Source organism: Aeromonas sp. 600479, from assembly GCF_049175515.1.
GTDB classification, from domain to species: domain Bacteria; phylum Pseudomonadota; class Gammaproteobacteria; order Enterobacterales; family Aeromonadaceae; genus Aeromonas; species Aeromonas veronii_A.
In genome coordinates this window covers 317,533-331,837 of record NZ_JAAKVF010000004.1, presented here as the reverse complement: position 1 = coordinate 331,837, position 14,305 = coordinate 317,533, and the positions used below count along the sequence as shown (strand labels likewise).

The 14,305-nt window shown below is 59.6% G+C and carries 17 protein-coding genes; 9 read left to right on the top strand and 8 right to left on the bottom strand.

Annotated elements, in window-relative coordinates; translation table 11 throughout:
- Positions 1 to 102: 102 nt before the first annotated feature.
- On the bottom strand, positions 103 to 918 hold the full coding sequence (gene ppk2, locus G5149_RS07635; protein ID WP_005344710.1) for a polyphosphate kinase 2: 816 nt from the start codon (positions 916 to 918) through the stop codon (positions 103 to 105).
- A gap of 255 nt (positions 919 to 1,173) precedes the next feature.
- Here ppk2 and G5149_RS07630 point away from each other — a divergent pair, with 255 nt between their 5' ends.
- The gene (locus G5149_RS07630) at positions 1,174 to 1,974 is read left to right on the top strand and encodes an alpha/beta fold hydrolase (protein WP_421212184.1); all 801 of its coding nucleotides are present in this window, start codon (positions 1,174 to 1,176) and stop codon (positions 1,972 to 1,974) included.
- 85 nt (positions 1,975 to 2,059) lie between these two features.
- Here G5149_RS07630 and G5149_RS07625 read toward each other — a convergent pair whose 3' ends face one another.
- The 3 genes from G5149_RS07625 to G5149_RS07615 are packed head-to-tail and all read right to left on the bottom strand — an operon-like array spanning position 2,060 to position 4,231.
- Positions 2,060 to 2,866 carry a MipA/OmpV family protein gene (locus G5149_RS07625; RefSeq protein ID WP_368157794.1) on the bottom strand — a complete coding sequence of 269 codons (807 nt, stop codon included), beginning with the start codon at positions 2,864 to 2,866 and terminating at the stop codon, positions 2,060 to 2,062.
- A 35-nt stretch (positions 2,867 to 2,901) separates the two neighbouring features.
- Positions 2,902 to 3,972, bottom strand: coding sequence for an AI-2E family transporter (locus tag G5149_RS07620; RefSeq protein WP_421212183.1), 1,071 nt, complete (start codon positions 3,970 to 3,972; stop codon positions 2,902 to 2,904).
- Positions 3,973 to 3,997: 25 nt separating this feature from the next.
- Complete coding sequence (locus tag G5149_RS07615; RefSeq protein WP_005344720.1) at positions 3,998 to 4,231, bottom strand: sulfurtransferase TusA family protein; 234 nt, start codon at positions 4,229 to 4,231, stop codon at positions 3,998 to 4,000.
- A gap of 121 nt (positions 4,232 to 4,352) precedes the next feature.
- Between G5149_RS07615 and G5149_RS07610 the strand changes: the two genes are divergently transcribed.
- Positions 4,353 to 5,807: a M48 family metalloprotease gene (locus tag G5149_RS07610; RefSeq protein WP_421212182.1), complete on the top strand. Its 1,455-nt coding sequence runs from the start codon at positions 4,353 to 4,355 to the stop codon at positions 5,805 to 5,807.
- A gap of 109 nt (positions 5,808 to 5,916) precedes the next feature.
- Here G5149_RS07610 and G5149_RS07605 read toward each other — a convergent pair whose 3' ends face one another.
- Positions 5,917 to 6,390, bottom strand: coding sequence for a TlpA family protein disulfide reductase (locus G5149_RS07605; protein ID WP_421212181.1), 474 nt, complete (start codon positions 6,388 to 6,390; stop codon positions 5,917 to 5,919).
- Between the two features lie 60 nt (positions 6,391 to 6,450).
- On the opposite strand from G5149_RS07605, the gene arsC reads away from it, so the two are divergent.
- Positions 6,451 to 6,801, top strand: coding sequence for an arsenate reductase (glutaredoxin) (arsC, locus tag G5149_RS07600; RefSeq protein WP_042657676.1), 351 nt, complete (start codon positions 6,451 to 6,453; stop codon positions 6,799 to 6,801).
- A complete protein-coding gene (locus G5149_RS07595) occupies positions 6,798 to 7,181 on the top strand; it encodes a DUF2069 domain-containing protein (protein ID WP_005333836.1) in 384 nt (127 codons plus the stop codon). The genes arsC and G5149_RS07595 overlap by 4 nt, the downstream gene beginning before the upstream one ends.
- 56 nt (positions 7,182 to 7,237) lie before the next feature.
- Here the strand turns inward: G5149_RS07595 and G5149_RS07590 are convergent, their stop codons facing one another.
- Positions 7,238 to 7,846 carry an ACP phosphodiesterase gene (locus G5149_RS07590; protein ID WP_421212180.1) on the bottom strand — a complete coding sequence of 203 codons (609 nt, stop codon included), beginning with the start codon at positions 7,844 to 7,846 and terminating at the stop codon, positions 7,238 to 7,240.
- A gap of 83 nt (positions 7,847 to 7,929) precedes the next feature.
- A complete protein-coding gene (locus G5149_RS07585) occupies positions 7,930 to 8,235 on the bottom strand; it encodes a hypothetical protein (protein WP_041234214.1) in 306 nt (101 codons plus the stop codon).
- On the opposite strand from G5149_RS07585, the gene G5149_RS07580 reads away from it, so the two are divergent.
- Positions 8,234 to 9,016, top strand: a complete 783-nt coding sequence (locus G5149_RS07580; RefSeq protein ID WP_101529955.1) for an ABC transporter substrate-binding protein — start codon at positions 8,234 to 8,236, stop codon at positions 9,014 to 9,016. The two genes, G5149_RS07585 and G5149_RS07580, sit on opposite strands and share 2 nt — an antisense overlap.
- Before the next feature lie 66 nt (positions 9,017 to 9,082).
- Positions 9,083 to 10,213 carry a beta-aspartyl-peptidase gene (iadA, locus tag G5149_RS07575; RefSeq protein WP_421212179.1) on the top strand — a complete coding sequence of 377 codons (1,131 nt, stop codon included), beginning with the start codon at positions 9,083 to 9,085 and terminating at the stop codon, positions 10,211 to 10,213.
- Positions 10,214 to 10,316: 103 nt separating this feature from the next.
- Here the strand turns inward: iadA and G5149_RS07570 are convergent, their stop codons facing one another.
- A complete protein-coding gene (locus G5149_RS07570; protein WP_421212187.1) occupies positions 10,317 to 11,219 on the bottom strand; it encodes a lysine exporter LysO family protein in 903 nt (300 codons plus the stop codon).
- 533 nt (positions 11,220 to 11,752) lie between these two features.
- Between G5149_RS07570 and G5149_RS07565 the strand changes: the two genes are divergently transcribed.
- From G5149_RS07565 to G5149_RS07555, 3 genes are all read left to right on the top strand, one after another.
- A complete protein-coding gene (locus G5149_RS07565) occupies positions 11,753 to 12,523 on the top strand; it encodes an ABC transporter ATP-binding protein (protein ID WP_005337310.1) in 771 nt (256 codons plus the stop codon).
- Positions 12,524 to 12,572: 49 nt separating this feature from the next.
- A complete protein-coding gene (locus G5149_RS07560) occupies positions 12,573 to 13,346 on the top strand; it encodes an ABC transporter substrate-binding protein (RefSeq protein WP_005337307.1) in 774 nt (257 codons plus the stop codon).
- 215 nt (positions 13,347 to 13,561) lie between these two features.
- Entirely contained in the window at positions 13,562 to 14,302 is a 741-nt protein-coding gene (locus G5149_RS07555; RefSeq protein WP_421212178.1) for an ABC transporter permease, read from the top strand.
- The last annotated feature ends 3 nt before the right edge of the window (positions 14,303 to 14,305 follow it).

Here is a 14,305-nt window from a genome sequence, read left to right as displayed (position 1 = left end):
CCCCGATGCGGTACATAGGGGGTTCTGAGTAGAGAAATGCTAGTTGAAAATGTGTAAACCTATTTCAGGACTAGACAGCTCGCCGCAAATGGCGAGTGTCTGTCAGGTCTCGAGGTCGGCAGTGATATCCGGTACGAAGTGCTGGCTGGTCAGGGGCGGGCGCTCATACCCTTCGGTCTTGATGGGGGGGAGGCTGATGGGCTCATAGTGGATCGCCTCATAGGGCACCTTGCCCAGCAGGTGGGAGATGCAGTTGAGGCGGGCACGGCGCTTGTCGTCCGCTTCTACCACGAACCAGGGGCAATCCTCGGTGTCGGTGTAGGTGAACATGTCATCCTTGGCGCGTGAGTACTCCACCCAGCGCGAGCGGGACTGCAAATCCATCGGGCTGAACTTCCAGCGCTTGATGGGGGTGTTGATCCGCTCCTTGAAGCGCTTCTCCTGCTCCTCATCGGAGACCGAGAACCAGTATTTGATCAGTGTGATGCCGGAGCGGATCAGCATTCGCTCAAACTCGGGGCAGGCGCGCAGAAACTCGCGATACTCGGCGTCGCTACAAAAGCTCATCACCCGCTCGACCCCGGCCCGGTTGTACCAGGAGCGGTCAAACAGCACCATCTCGCCAGCGGCGGGCAGGTGCGCCACATAACGCTGAAAGTACCATTGGGATCGCTCTCTGTCTGAGGGGGCGGGCAGCGCTGTAACCCTGCAGACACGGGGATTGAGGGGCTCGGTGATCGCCTTGATGACGCCCCCCTTGCCAGCTGCGTCCCGTCCCTCGAACAGTACCACTACCTTCAACCCCTCCTGTTTGACCCACTCCTGGAGCTTGACCAGCTCCTCCTGCAGATGGGCAAGGTGGTGCTCATAGCATTTCTTGTCCAGACGTGGCTGCTTCTTGCTCTTGTCCTTCGGCATCTTCTTCTCCTTTTTGAGTCCCTTCTTGCCGTCACTTCAGCTTGCACCAGGGAGAGTCGACTGCCAAGGGGGACGTGATACACTGCCGCCCCGTTAGTTGGCAACAGAAGCCAACATGAAGCCATTTATGGCTATGGTGATTTGCACTGCCGTCTAATCATCAGAAGTTGGCAACAGGAGCCAACATGAAGCCATTTATGGCTATGGTGATTTGCACTGCAGTCTAATCATCAGAAGTTGGCAACAGGAGAGAACATGAAGCAATTTATGGACATCGCGGGTCGCCGGATGGCCTATCTGGATGAAGGGCAAGGGCCGGTGCTGCTGTTTGGCCATAGCTACCTGTGGGACAGCGCCATGTGGGCACCGCAAATCGAGGCGCTCAAGGGTAGTTATCGCTGCATCGTTCCCGAGCTGTGGGGCCACGGCGATTCCGACCTGCTCCCCGACGGTGGCTGCACCCTGGCGACGCTGGCGCGGGATCATCTGGCGCTGCTCGATGCCCTCGGGGTTGACGAGTTCGTGCTGGTGGGCCTCTCCATCGGTGGCATGTGGGGTGTGGAACTGGCGCGCATGGCCCCAGCTCGCCTCAAGGGACTGGTGCTGATGGACAGTTTCGTTGGCCTCGAACCGCAGATTACCTGCGAACGCTACCTCGGCATGTTGGCGATGATCGAGCAGCTCGGCACCATTCCGGCGCCCATCGTCGAACAGGTGGCGCCGCTCTTTTTTGCCAATCAGCCCGATGAAGCGCTGATGAGCGGTTTCAAGGCGCGCCTTGAAACCTGGCCAAAGGATAAGATTGCCGCCATGGTGGCGGTGGGCCGCAGCTTTGTGACCCGCGAAGATCGCATCGAGTGGCTGGAGGAGATCACCACTCCCGCGCTGGTGATGACCGGCTGCGAAGACAAAGCCCGTCCAGTGCTGGAGGGCTATCTGATGGCCGAGGTGCTGGGTTGCCCGTTCAAGGAGATCCCGGCGGCTGGCCACATCTCGTCGCTGGAAAATCCGGCCTTCGTTAATCAGCAACTGAGCGAATTTCTGGCTGCGCTATAAGTCTGAATTGGCAGCCTGACGATGGTTGTGAAAAAGGGAGCCGAGGGCTCCCTTTTGTTTGGTCTTGTTTCACAACTCCTCAGCGTTACCAGATATAGCCGAGGGCAAATCCTGCGTATAGTTCGCCATCGTGCTGGACGATGGGGCTGTTTTTGATGTCCCGATCATACCATTCGTAGTTCATGGCAAACATGCCAATCCAGTTGGGGCTGAAGCGGTAGCTGGTGATGAGGGCCGCCATCGGGGAGAGGGTGGTACCGGTATCCCAAGCGGGCCGCTGGGCGGTGGCCTCGCTCTCGGAGATGCCGCCGAAGTAGTAGTTGGCCATCTTGTCGCTGCGCAGCATCACCCCCATCCCCGGCATGATCAGCAGGTTGTCGCGCAGTATGGGGAAGTCGGCCCACAGCAGCAGCTCCTGCCCCTTGCTGCGACTGGTGACATCGCTGTTGGCCCGCACGGTCAGCAGGGCGTAGGGGGTGATGATGTTGCCACCGATCCCGCCTTCCAGCTGCCATTTGCGCTGTTCCATGCCAGTAAAGGCCGGAGAATCCTCGGGATCCAGATTGCCAAAACGGACCCGGCCATAGCCATACAGGGCCACGTTCTCATCTTTGTGGAAGTAGTAGCGCGCCCGATCGCCGAGAAACATGAATTGCTTGCCGAAGTAGATAAAGCCCGGGATGGCGTAGGCGGCATTATCCTGCGCCTCGTAGCGGGCCTGTCCCCCGATGAGCGCCGCACCGGCGACAAAGCCTTGTGGAACGGGGCTGGTGGGACTGTCGCTGGTGAGCAGATCCATGGCGCCAAGGTCGATATCGGCGCGGGCGGGCAGGGCGGCAGTGAAGAGCAGGGCCGTCAGCCCTGCCGCTCTGATTTGACGAAGAAAGGTCATGGACACTCCGTTGTCACTATTGCATGGGAAGTGGGTTATTTTGCGGCGCTCGGCAGATCTTCGCGTTTTGGCCAGGCATTGATCACTGCCTTGACCAGGGTGGCGAGGGGAATGGCGAAGAAGACCCCCCAGAATCCCCATAGTCCGCCAAAGACCAGCACGGCGATGATGATGGCGACCGGGTGGAGGTTGACCGCTTCCGAGAAGAGTACCGGTACCAGCAGGTTGCCGTCGAGGGCCTGAATGACCAGATAGGCCACCATCAGCCAGGCAAACTCCGGGGTGAGGCCCCACTGGAACAGGGCCACCATAGCTACCGGCACCGTCACCACGGCGGCGCCGATATAGGGGATCAGCACCGAGAAGCCGACCGAGACCGCCAGCAGCACCGAGTAGCGCAGCCCCATCAGGGCGAAGGGGACATAGGTGGCGATGCCGACGATCAGGATCTCGATCACCTTGCCACGGATGTAGTTGATGATCTGGTTGTTCATCTCGACCCACACCCGGTTGACCAGGGTACGGTTGCGCGGCAGGAAGCGGCGCAGGCTGCCCATCAAGACCCGCTTGTCTTTGAGCATAAAGAAGACCATCAGCGGTACCAGAATGAGGTAAATCATGATGGCGACCACGTTGACCAGCGAACTGAGGGAGGCGCTTACCAGATGCTCGCCGCCACTGAGGATGCGCTGGCGAATATTGTCGATGACGGTCTCTACCAGACTGACGTCGATGAGCTCGGGGTATTTGTCAGGCAGGGTGCGCACATAATCCTGAGCGTGGGTCAGCATGGCCGGCGCCTCTTTGGCCAGATTGATCCCCTGGCTCACCAGCGTCGGGATAAGACCCAGCAAGGAGGCGACTGCTACCGCAATAAAGAGGATCAGAATGACGCTGGTGGCCAGGGTGCGCGACAGCCCCGCTTTTTGCAGCCGAGCGACCGGCCACTCCAGCAGATAGGCCATCACCAGCGCCACCAGCAGGGGGGCCAGCAGATCGCCAAACAGCCAGATGATGGCAAAGCAGAACACCAGCAACAGGAAAAGGGTAACGGCATCGGGATCGGAAAAACGGGTCTGATACCAGCGCTTCAATACTTCTAACATGACGGCATCCTTACATCACTGGGGCTCAAGATGGCTGTTTCGCCCCGACAACCAACTGCAAAGAGAGGGTATTGTCCGCTTCTTGCTGCATCTCGACATGGTGGCCCTGACGGTGCAGATAGGCTGGAATATCCTGCCGGGAGCCCGCATCGGCCAGCCGGATGGTGACGGTTTGACCGCTTTGGGCCTTCCTTAACCAGAGCTTGAGCCGGATCAGCGGCTCGGGGCAACGCCAGGGGGTCAGGTCGAGAACTTCCATAGGGGCTCCATCAGGCAGGTGGCCGCTATTATGGCCGTGATAAGGGCGTGAAACAACGCTTGTAGCCCTTGATGGGCAAGGGTATTCTGCCGAGGCCCTTTCTGATGGAGATAGAGATAACGTGGCACGTTTTTCCCCCCTGATGGCATCGCTTCCCCTGCTGGCTTCCCTGATGGGTGCCACGTTTCATGCCGAGGCCAACAATCAGCTTCCCGACATCGGCACGGCCGGGGTGGCGGCCCTGCCCATCGAGCAGGAAGTGCGTTACGGCAACGCCTTTATGCGTTTTGCCCGTGCCGGCTTGCCGATCATCGATGATCCGGTGCTGAGCCAGTACATCGACGATCTGGGTCAGCGACTGCTGACCAACGCCGATGGGGTGCGTTTCCCGTTTACCTTCTTCCTCATCAATGATCCCAGCATCAACGCGGCCGCCTTCCTCGGCGGGCGAGTCAAGGTGCACACTGGTCTATTCCTCTACGCCGACAGCGAGAGCGAGCTGGCCTCGGTACTGGCCCACGAAATCACCCACGTGACCCAGCGCCATATCGCCCGTTACATGGAGGCGCAGGCGAGTAGCTCGGCAGTGACCCTGGCCGGTCTGGTGGGCTCCATCGCGCTGGCAGTGATCAACCCGACCGCCGGTATTGCGGCGTTGCAGACCACGCTGGGCCTTTCCATGCAGTCTGCCATCAACTACACCCGCGACAACGAATACGAAGCGGATCGGATCGGCATGAAGACCCTCTATGATGCCGGTTTCGATCCCATGGGGATGGCCAATTTCTTCCAGAAACTGGCTGCCGAGTACCGTTACGCCAGCAAGCCGCCGGAAATGCTGCTCACTCACCCGCTGCCGGAGACCCGGATCAGCGAGGCACGCGCTCGGGCGGGCAGCTATGGCCGCCGCGACTTGCCGCCCAGCCTCGACTTCTGGCTGGCCAAGGTACGTATTCAGGTCCGTTTTGGTACCGATACCCCGCAGGGGCTGCTGAGCTACTTCGATACCCGGATCCAGAAGGGGGATTACCCGCTCAAGGATGCCGCCATCTATGGCAAGGCGCTGGCGCTGATCCAGCTCAAGCGCACCGACGAAGCTGATACTCTGATGCAGGATCTGGCGGCCCGTCATCCGGAAGATCTCTTTATCGTCGATGCCCAGACCGACATCGATCTGGCCAAGGGACGCAGTGCCCAGGCCATCGCCCGGCTCGAGAAGTTCCGCAGCCGGATGCCGGATAACGAGGTGGTGGTGGTCAACCTAGGTAACGCCTACCTCGAGAGCGGCAACTACAAGAAGTCCATCGCCATCCTCGACCCCTATGCCCGTGCGCATGAAGAGAACAATCTGGCCTGGAACCTGCTCTCCGACGCCTATCGCAAGGCGGGAAGAATGACCGAGCTGCATATGGCGCGGGCCGAGATGCTCGCGCTGCGCGGGGATTATCAGGCGGCCATCGACGAGCTGATCGTGGCGCGCGGTACCACCAGCGACCGGATGACTCTGGCTCGTCTGGAGGCGCGCATCACCGAACTGGAACGCGCCAAGAAGGATCTCGACAGCCTCAAGGGCTAACAACAGCTGGCATTGGCCAATCCAACAAGGGCGCACCACGGTGCGCCCTTGTTGTTTATGGTGGTGACGTTGATATGGGGGACGGTGATAGCAGCGATGGGCTAGTGATTCACTTGGCTGAGGTTGCTTTGAGCATCTCGATCTGCAGCTGGTCGAGCTCGCCGACCAGCGTCTGCTTGAGCTTGCCCTCGCTATCGAGCAGATAGCTGGTGGGCAGACCGCTTGGGCGAGGGAAGGGGAGTTTGGCATCTTCATTGGCAATAAGGAGCTGCACCTTGATGTGGTACTGCACAGCCATCTTGTCCAGCTCTGCCGACGTGGTCGGGTCGTAGTTGATCGCTACCACAGCGATTTCGCCCTCCTCCGCCAGCGCGTTGAGGCGCGGCATCTCCCGCAGACAGGGGGCGCACCAGGGGGCGAAGTAGTTGACCAGCAGCGGCTTGCCGGCAAAGTGGCGCAGGCTGACCGACTGCCCTGTTGCATCGGTAAATTCGGGGGCGGGCGTGCAGGCGCCCAGCAGGCCAGCCACAATCAGCCAACAAATTCGTTTCAATTCCTTTCCACAGCCGCTTACCCTGACCATCACTTTCCCCTACAATAGCGCCGTTTCTAGTCCCATCTTGCGATTAATCAGGGAGTTACCATGAGCGAGACCCAAATCTACCACAATCCGCGCTGCTCCAAGAGTCGCGAAACCCTGGCCCTGCTGGAACAGCACGGGATCGCCCCTGATGTGGTGCTCTATCTGGAGCAGGCCCCGAGCGAAGATGAGATCCGCAACCTGCTCTCTCTGCTCGGTTTTAGCGATCCCCGCCAGCTGATGCGCACCAAGGAGGATCTCTACAAGGAGCTGGGATTGGCCGATGTCAGCGGTGATGCCCTTATTCGTGCCATGCACCAGCATCCCAAGCTTATCGAGCGCCCCATCGTCATCAAGAATGGTCAGGCCCGCATTGGTCGCCCGCCGGAGCAGGTGCTGGAGATCCTCAAGTGAGCACCCGCTTCGCACGTTGGCTGACCCTGGTCGGCTTCTTCGGCCTGCTGGGCTGGGTCATCCTCTGGCATCTGTGGCTGTCACCCCATCCGGATCTCAATCCTTGGCTGCTGCCGGTGATCTGGACGGTGCCGCTGCTCTTCCCTCTCAAGGGGATAGTGCAGGGCAACCCCTACACCCACGCCTGGGGCAACTTCGTGTTGATGCCCTATTTCCTCCACGCCCTCACCCTGATCACCACGGATGAGGGGGAGCGGTGGCTGGCGGTGGTGGAGCTGGTCTTCACCACTCTCGCCTTTGTCGGCACCATCTATTACGCCCGACTGCGTGGCCGGGAACTTGGCCTCAGCATTCGCAAAAAGAAAGACGAAGCCAACTGATGACAAACGCCCCGCAAGGGGCGTTTTTTATGGGGAAGCAGCTCTATCCAGAGGGATCACTGTGCCCCTTGGGCTGCCCGATATTGGGCCAGCTGCTGCTGGCTAAAGTCCATCAGCTGGGGATAGAAGCGCAGAAATCCCGCCTCGCATGTTTGCCACTGCGACTCATCGAGGGTCAGCAGCGCCTCTCCCAGTTGTACCGGGCGGCGCAGGCGGCGACCGATGCCATTCAGCGCTTGCCCCAGCCCCTCCCTGTTGCGGTAGGAGGCGATCCAGTTCTGCTCGGCCATCCGTTTAAGGGGGAGTGGCAGTCCATCCGGCAGGCGTGGGTGATCCGCCAATAGCTGGTGATAACTGCGTTGCAGGAAGCGGGGCAGGGGCTCGGTGCTGAACAGCCCCCAGTGCAGGCTTAGCCAGTGGTCGTAGATCATATCCACCACTATGCCGCCAAAGCGGCGCCAGGGGGCCTCGAAACAGGCGACGGCCGCCTTGTGCTCGGGGTGGCCGTCGGTGAAGGCGTCAATTTTACGGTGCAGCCAGATCCCCTCATCGAAGTGGGCGGCAAGCCCCGTGGGCAGCGTGCCTTTGACGAAATCGCCGAGCAGATTGCCGGTGAGGGAGCTTCGGGTGTGGGCAGCCAGATGGATATGGGCCAGAAAATTCATCGGTCGCTGTGGGTCTGTTATGGGATGGCAAGGTGCTTCGAGCCTAACGGATCCCGCCCGCCTTGACCATGATCGGGATTTTGCTACTGCCCGGCGGCTGCCTCTTGCCGGGCAAAATTCGGGCGTGCTAAGGTTATCGCCATCTTTGTCACAGGACGCGACAAACCATCATGATGCGCAAAGCCAGAGGCTTTTTTCTGGCCTTCTACTTCAAGCCTTTCTATCTCTCCGAGTGGTTCGACGAATAGATCGAACCCCTGGAGCAGTTCACTGACGCCCGCTCGGGCGTGATCTCGCTCATCCAGATTTTGCCGCTTTTGGTCATCGCATGCATTCGCCTGCGGTGCCTTGTCCGCGCCTGTGCGCTTTTTATGTAATGGAGTACTCATGATGAAGATCAGACTGACCCTCTCAGCCCTGTTTGTTGCCAGCCTGCTGGCCACCCCCGCCATGGCCAAGGAGTGGAAAACCGTGCGCTTCGGGGTGGAGGGAGCCTACCCGCCCTTCTCCTGGACCGATGCGTCGGGCGAGATCAAGGGGTTTGATATCGACCTCGCCAACGCCCTTTGTAAGCAGATGGCGGTCAAGTGCGAGCTGGTGGCACAGGATTGGGACGGCATGATCCCGGCCCTGCTGTCGCGCAAATACGACGCCATCATCGCCGCCATGTCGATCACCGACGAGCGGCGCCAGAAGGTCGATTTCACCGAGAAATATGCCCATATTCCCAATCGCTTTGTGGCGGCCAAGGGGACCGAGCTGACGCTGACCCCGGAAGGCATGGCGGGCAAGCGCATCGGGGTGCAGCGTGCTACCACCCACGACAAGTACCTGACCGACAATTTTGGCTCGAATGTCACCATCGTCCGCTACGGCAATGCCGATGAGGCCTATCTCGATCTGAAGGCGGGTCGGGTACTTGCCCTGTTGGCCGATGCCTCGGCCATCGAGCAGGGGCTGCTTGGCAAAGAGGGGGGCGACAAGTTCGATTATGTGGGGCCCGCCCTGACCGATCGCCAGTGGTTTGGTGATGGCATGGGGATCGCCGTGCGCAAGAGCGATAAGGAGCTCAAGGGCAAGCTGGACGAGGCGATCAAGGCCCTGCGTGCCAATGGCACCTATCAGCAGATCAACCAGAAGTACTTCAAGTACGATATATATGGTGGTTGACGGGGGGAGGGAGCTTGCTCCCTCTCTTTTCATTGGGCAAGCGACAATCGTGCAAGGAGGATCGCCATGTTGACCCTGATCGAGGGGGCCGAGATCTTCAGCCCTACCCACCTTGGCCAGCAGGATCTGCTGGTGGCTGATGGCCGTATCGCCTGGATGGGCAAGGAGTTGACGGTGCCCACAAACTGGCCGCTGCATCGGGTCGATGGTCGAGGCCGCTATCTGGTGCCCGGGCTGGTGGATCCGCTGGCCCATATCACCGGCGGCGGCGGTGAGGGGGGCTTTGCTTTTCGCACCCCGGAGCTGGCGGCGAGCGAGGCGCTTATGGCCGGTGTCACCACCCTGGTGGCGGCGCTTGGCACCGACAGCCTGACCCGCACTCCTGCGCAGGTGCTCGGCAAGGTGCGCGAGTTTCGCGCCGCCGGGGTGAGCGCCTTTATGTATACCGGCTCCTACCATCTGCCGGTCAAGACCCTGACCGGCACGGTGGAGTCGGACATCATCCTGATCCCCGAGGTATTGGGGGTGGGGGAGGTGGCCATCAGCGACCACAGATCCAGTGCGCCGACCCACGATGAGCTGGCCAGGCTTGCCAGCGAGGCGCGAGTGGCCGGGCTGCTTGCGGGCAAGAGCGGGGTCAGCTTCTTTCATGTCGGGGATGGCAAGGGGGCATTGGCGCCTCTGCGCACCCTGCGTGATGAGACCGATATCCCGCTGCGCCAGCTCTATCCTACCCACTGCAACCGCAACCCCTGGCTCTTCGCCGAGGCTATCGAGTGGGGCAGGGCGGGAGGCTGGGTAGATCTCACCACCTCGAGCTTTCCCGATCTGCTGGAGGATGGCGAGCGGCTTGCCGCCGATGCGCTCCTCGAGCTGTTGGCCGCCGGTGTGCCTGCCGCGCGCATCACCTTCAGCTCGGATGCCAACGCCAGCCTGCCGCGCTTTGATGGCGAAGGGCGGCTAATCGAGATGCGCTGCGGCCAGATTGCCAGCCTGTGGCAGCAGTGTGTGCGCGCGACCCGGCTCGGTGTCTCGCTGGAGACGGCACTGACCGTGGTAACGAGCAATCCGGCGCAGGCGCTGGGGCTCGGCAGCAAGGGGCGTATCGGGGTCGGGCAGGATGCGGATCTGCTACTGGTGCACGCCCGGACGTTTGCTATCGAAAGGGTGATGAGCGGCGGCCAGTGGCGCGAATAAGGCTGCGGGCAATATCGCAGCCAGTGCGAGTGCGTGGTTGCTCCAAACAGCCAAAGCCCGACAACAAGGTCGGGCTTTTTTATCTGCAATGTGGGAATCAGGCTTAGATCGCCAGAAACCCGAGGATCAGGATGGGGCCGAGCAGGCTCAGGATAAAGCCGGAGACAATGGCCACCGGCACCACCTGAATGCCCCCTGATTTCTGGATAACCGGCAGGGTGAAGTCCAGCGCCGTGGCGCCGCCGTAACCGATGGCCGCCGAGGGGTGGCGTCGCATCAGGACCGGGATGATCAGAATGGCGATAAGCTCACGCCCAAGATCGTTGATAAAGGCAGCAGAACCGAGCACCGGCCCCAGTTTGTCGGCCACCAGAATGCCGGAGAGCGAATACCAGCCGAAGCTCGAGCTCATCGCCAGACCATGGGCAAAGGGCATGCCCAGCAACTGGGCCGCCAGAAGGCTGCCCAGCCAGCTGCTGAGGATGACGGTGGCGGCGATTTTCATCCCCCAGGGGTTGAGCAGGATCTGGCGCAGCCGCATGCCGGAGTTGCGCATCTGCACCCCGATGAGAAACAGCAGCAGCATCAGGGCCCACTCGCTCCACTTGTCGATGGGCAGGGTGCGCAGATCCACAAGTAGACCCAGCAGCACACCGCCGAGCACCACAAAGCAGAGCTGCAGGGATTCCCACAACAGGTGCAACTTGCCAGGCATCTTGGCATCGCTCGCCTCGTGGGTCGGCGGCGTGCGCTTGTCGAGCCACCAGAGGGCCAGCAGGTTGCAGAGCGTGATCGCGGTCAGCATCACCCCGGCGACCTTGAAGATCACCGCCAGATTGCTGCCCAGGTTCTCCACATAGGCAAGCCCGAGACCCATCAGAAACAGAATGAGGTAGACCATCTTGCCCAGACTCTGGTTGACCAGCTTGATCAGCCGGGCAGAGGAGAGGGGAACCAGATAGCCGATTGCCAGTGGCAACAGGATCAGCAACACATTGAGCAGCATCGAGGCCTCGATCACAAAAACTGATAAAAACACCACCTTATCATTACTTATTGGCTCTGTGTCACATATCTCTCGCTTTCATGGCCGAAAACAGCCCTTTTGGGGGCAGATTGTTACTTTTTTGCCACAACCTCTCTGTTTGATAAGGTTCTGTGCGAGCCCGAGTGCACCAATGAAATCAAGTTGATCCAACCGGGGTGCCGATATTTCGCTCGGCAAGTGGGTGCATAAAGCCATTTTGGTGCCGGTTTGGCACACATCACGCTTTTCTCTTGCCACTGATATGATTGGGGTATAAAAAGGCGGTATCGGAACAGCCATTGAAACGGCTGTTTATGCAAACAAAGTGCTGAAAAATACGCAAAGAGCGAATAAAAATAGAGCGAATCCCCTGAAGACCCTCGTTCTGTATTGTTTTTTCACTATCCGGGTGATATTTTCGCTGAAGGTTGCCATCGGTTAACTTTTTGTTAAATGGACGATGGTTGAGTCACGCCCCCTGCGGCGTCTAGGGACAGACAAGGTTGTAATGGATGAGCGACGTTGCCGCACTGGAAGTACGTGATCTGCACAAATATTTTGGCACCCACGAAGTGCTCAAGGGCATCGACATGACCGCCCACAAGGGGGATGTGATCTCCCTTATCGGCTCCTCCGGCTCGGGGAAGTCGACTTTTCTGCGCTGTATCAATCTGCTCGAAACCCCCTCATCCGGCACCGTCTCGCTCCATGGCGAGTTGATCCGGATGAAAACCAGCCGCGCCGGCGAGCGGTTGCCCGAGGATATGCGTCAGGTGGAGCGGATCCGCAGCCGGCTGGCCATGGTGTTTCAAAGTTTCAATCTCTGGTCACACATGACCATCATGCAGAACATCATCGAAGTGCCAATCCAGGTGCTCAAGGTGCCTCGCGCCGAAGCACTGGCCAAGGCAGAGCAACTGCTCAACCGGGTTGGACTCTGGGAGCGGCGTGACTACTATCCCGGCCACCTCTCCGGTGGTCAGCAGCAGCGGGCCGCCATTGCCCGTGCGCTGGCGGTAGAGCCCGAGGTGATGCTGTTTGACGAACCCACCTCGGCGCTGGATCCCGAGCTGGTAGGGGAGGTGCTCGGCCTGATGCGCGAGCTGGCCGAAGAGGGGCGCACCATGCTGGTGGTGACCCACGAGATGTCGTTTGCCCGGGATGTATCGAACAAGGTGATGTTTCTGCATCAGGGGCGGGTGGAAGAGGAGGGCAACCCCAAGGAGATTTTCGCCCATCCCAAATCCGAGCGGTTCAAGCAATTCATCTCCTCCATCTACTGATGGCGGGATGCCTGGTTACCCAATCAACTGTTTTATCAAGGAGAGATACATGAACAAGCTGATGCTGGCGACAGCCGTAGTTACTGCCCTCGCGTCCGGTAGCCTGATGGCCAAGGAGTGGAAAGAGGTCCGGATCGGGGTTGAGGGTGCCTATCCCCCCTTCTCCTGGACCGAGCCCAGTGGCGAGGTGAAAGGCTTTGATATCGACATCGCCAACGCCCTGTGCGAAGAGATGAAAGTGAAGTGCACCCTGGTCAAGCAGGACTGGGACGGCATCATTCCGGCGCTGCTGTCACGCAAGTTTGACGCCATCATCGCCACCATGGACATCACAGAAGAGCGCAAGAAGAAGGTGGACTTCACCCAGAAGTACCAGCACATTCCGGCCCGCTTCGCAGCCAAGAAGGGCACTGATGTGCAGCTCGACAAAGCCTTTATGGAAGGCAAGTCCGTCGCGGTGCAGCGTGCGACCTCTATGGATACCTTTATTACCGACAACTTCCCCAACGCCACCATCAAGCGTTACGGCACCGCCGATGAAGCCTATCTCGATCTGAAATCCGGTCGTGTGGACTATGTGCTGGCCGACTCTGCCGCCATTACCGACGGTCTGCTGAAGAAAGAGGGCGGTGATGCCTTCGAATTCGTCGGCCCGAAACTGACCGATCCCAAGTGGTTTGGCGAGGGTGCCGGTATTGCGGTGCGCAAGGCAGACAAGGATCTGAAAGAGAAATTCAACGCCGCCATTCTGGCGCTGCGTGCCAACGGCAAGTACAAGGAAATCAACGACAAGTACTTCGAGTTCGACGTATACGGCGAGTAAAAACCGGAACCGTGTACGGTGAGTCATTCGCCACATAGATAGCGAATAACAGGCCGACCGGCTCACCTCGTCAGTCGTCATCGGGCCCGTTCTCTCCGTGTGGAGTGATGGGCCCTATTAATTGCAATGGAGCTGCATCTGACCGTGTTAGGGATGTGGGTTCTCTTGTTGTTCAGAGGCATCAGCCCACTCGATAAGTTGCAATGGAGCTGCATATGTTTGATTTGAAAGGATACGAAGCCTCGCTGCTGGAGGGCGCCTGGGTCACCCTGGAAGTAGCGCTGGCCTCCCTGCTGCTGGCACTGCTGCTCGGCATGCTGGGGGCGCTGGCTAAACTCTCCCCCTACAAGTGGGCCAGGGCTATTGCCACCGGTTACACCACCATTATTCGCGGTATCCCTGATCTGGTGTTGATGATGCTGCTCTTCTTTGGCGGCCAGGTGCTGATCAACGGCATCTGCACCTGGGTCAACGAGACTTACAACAGCTGGTTACTGGATAGTAATCCCAATCAGGAGTGGGTCTCCCTGCTCCCGGACTATATCGACATCAGCCCCTTTGTGGCCGGTGTCGCGACCATCGGCTTTATCTTCGGCGCCTACATGACCGAGACCTTTCGCGGTGCCATTCTGGCGGTAGACAAGGGTGAGCTGGAGGCAGCACGGGCCTTTGGCATGCGGGCAACCCAGGTGTTTGTGCGGATCCTCTTCCCCCAGATGATGCGCCACGCTTTGCCGGGGTTTGGCAATAACTGGCTGGTACTGCTGAAAACCACCGCGCTGGTCTCCATCATCGGCCTCGATGACATGGTGCGCAAAGCCTCGCTGGCGGCGGGCTCGACCCAGCAACCCTTCACCTTCTACATGGCGGTGGCGCTGATCTTCCTGATCTTCACTGCCGTCTCCACCTCGGCGCTCAAGTGGGCCGAGCGTCACTATGCCATCAAGACGAGGTAAGCC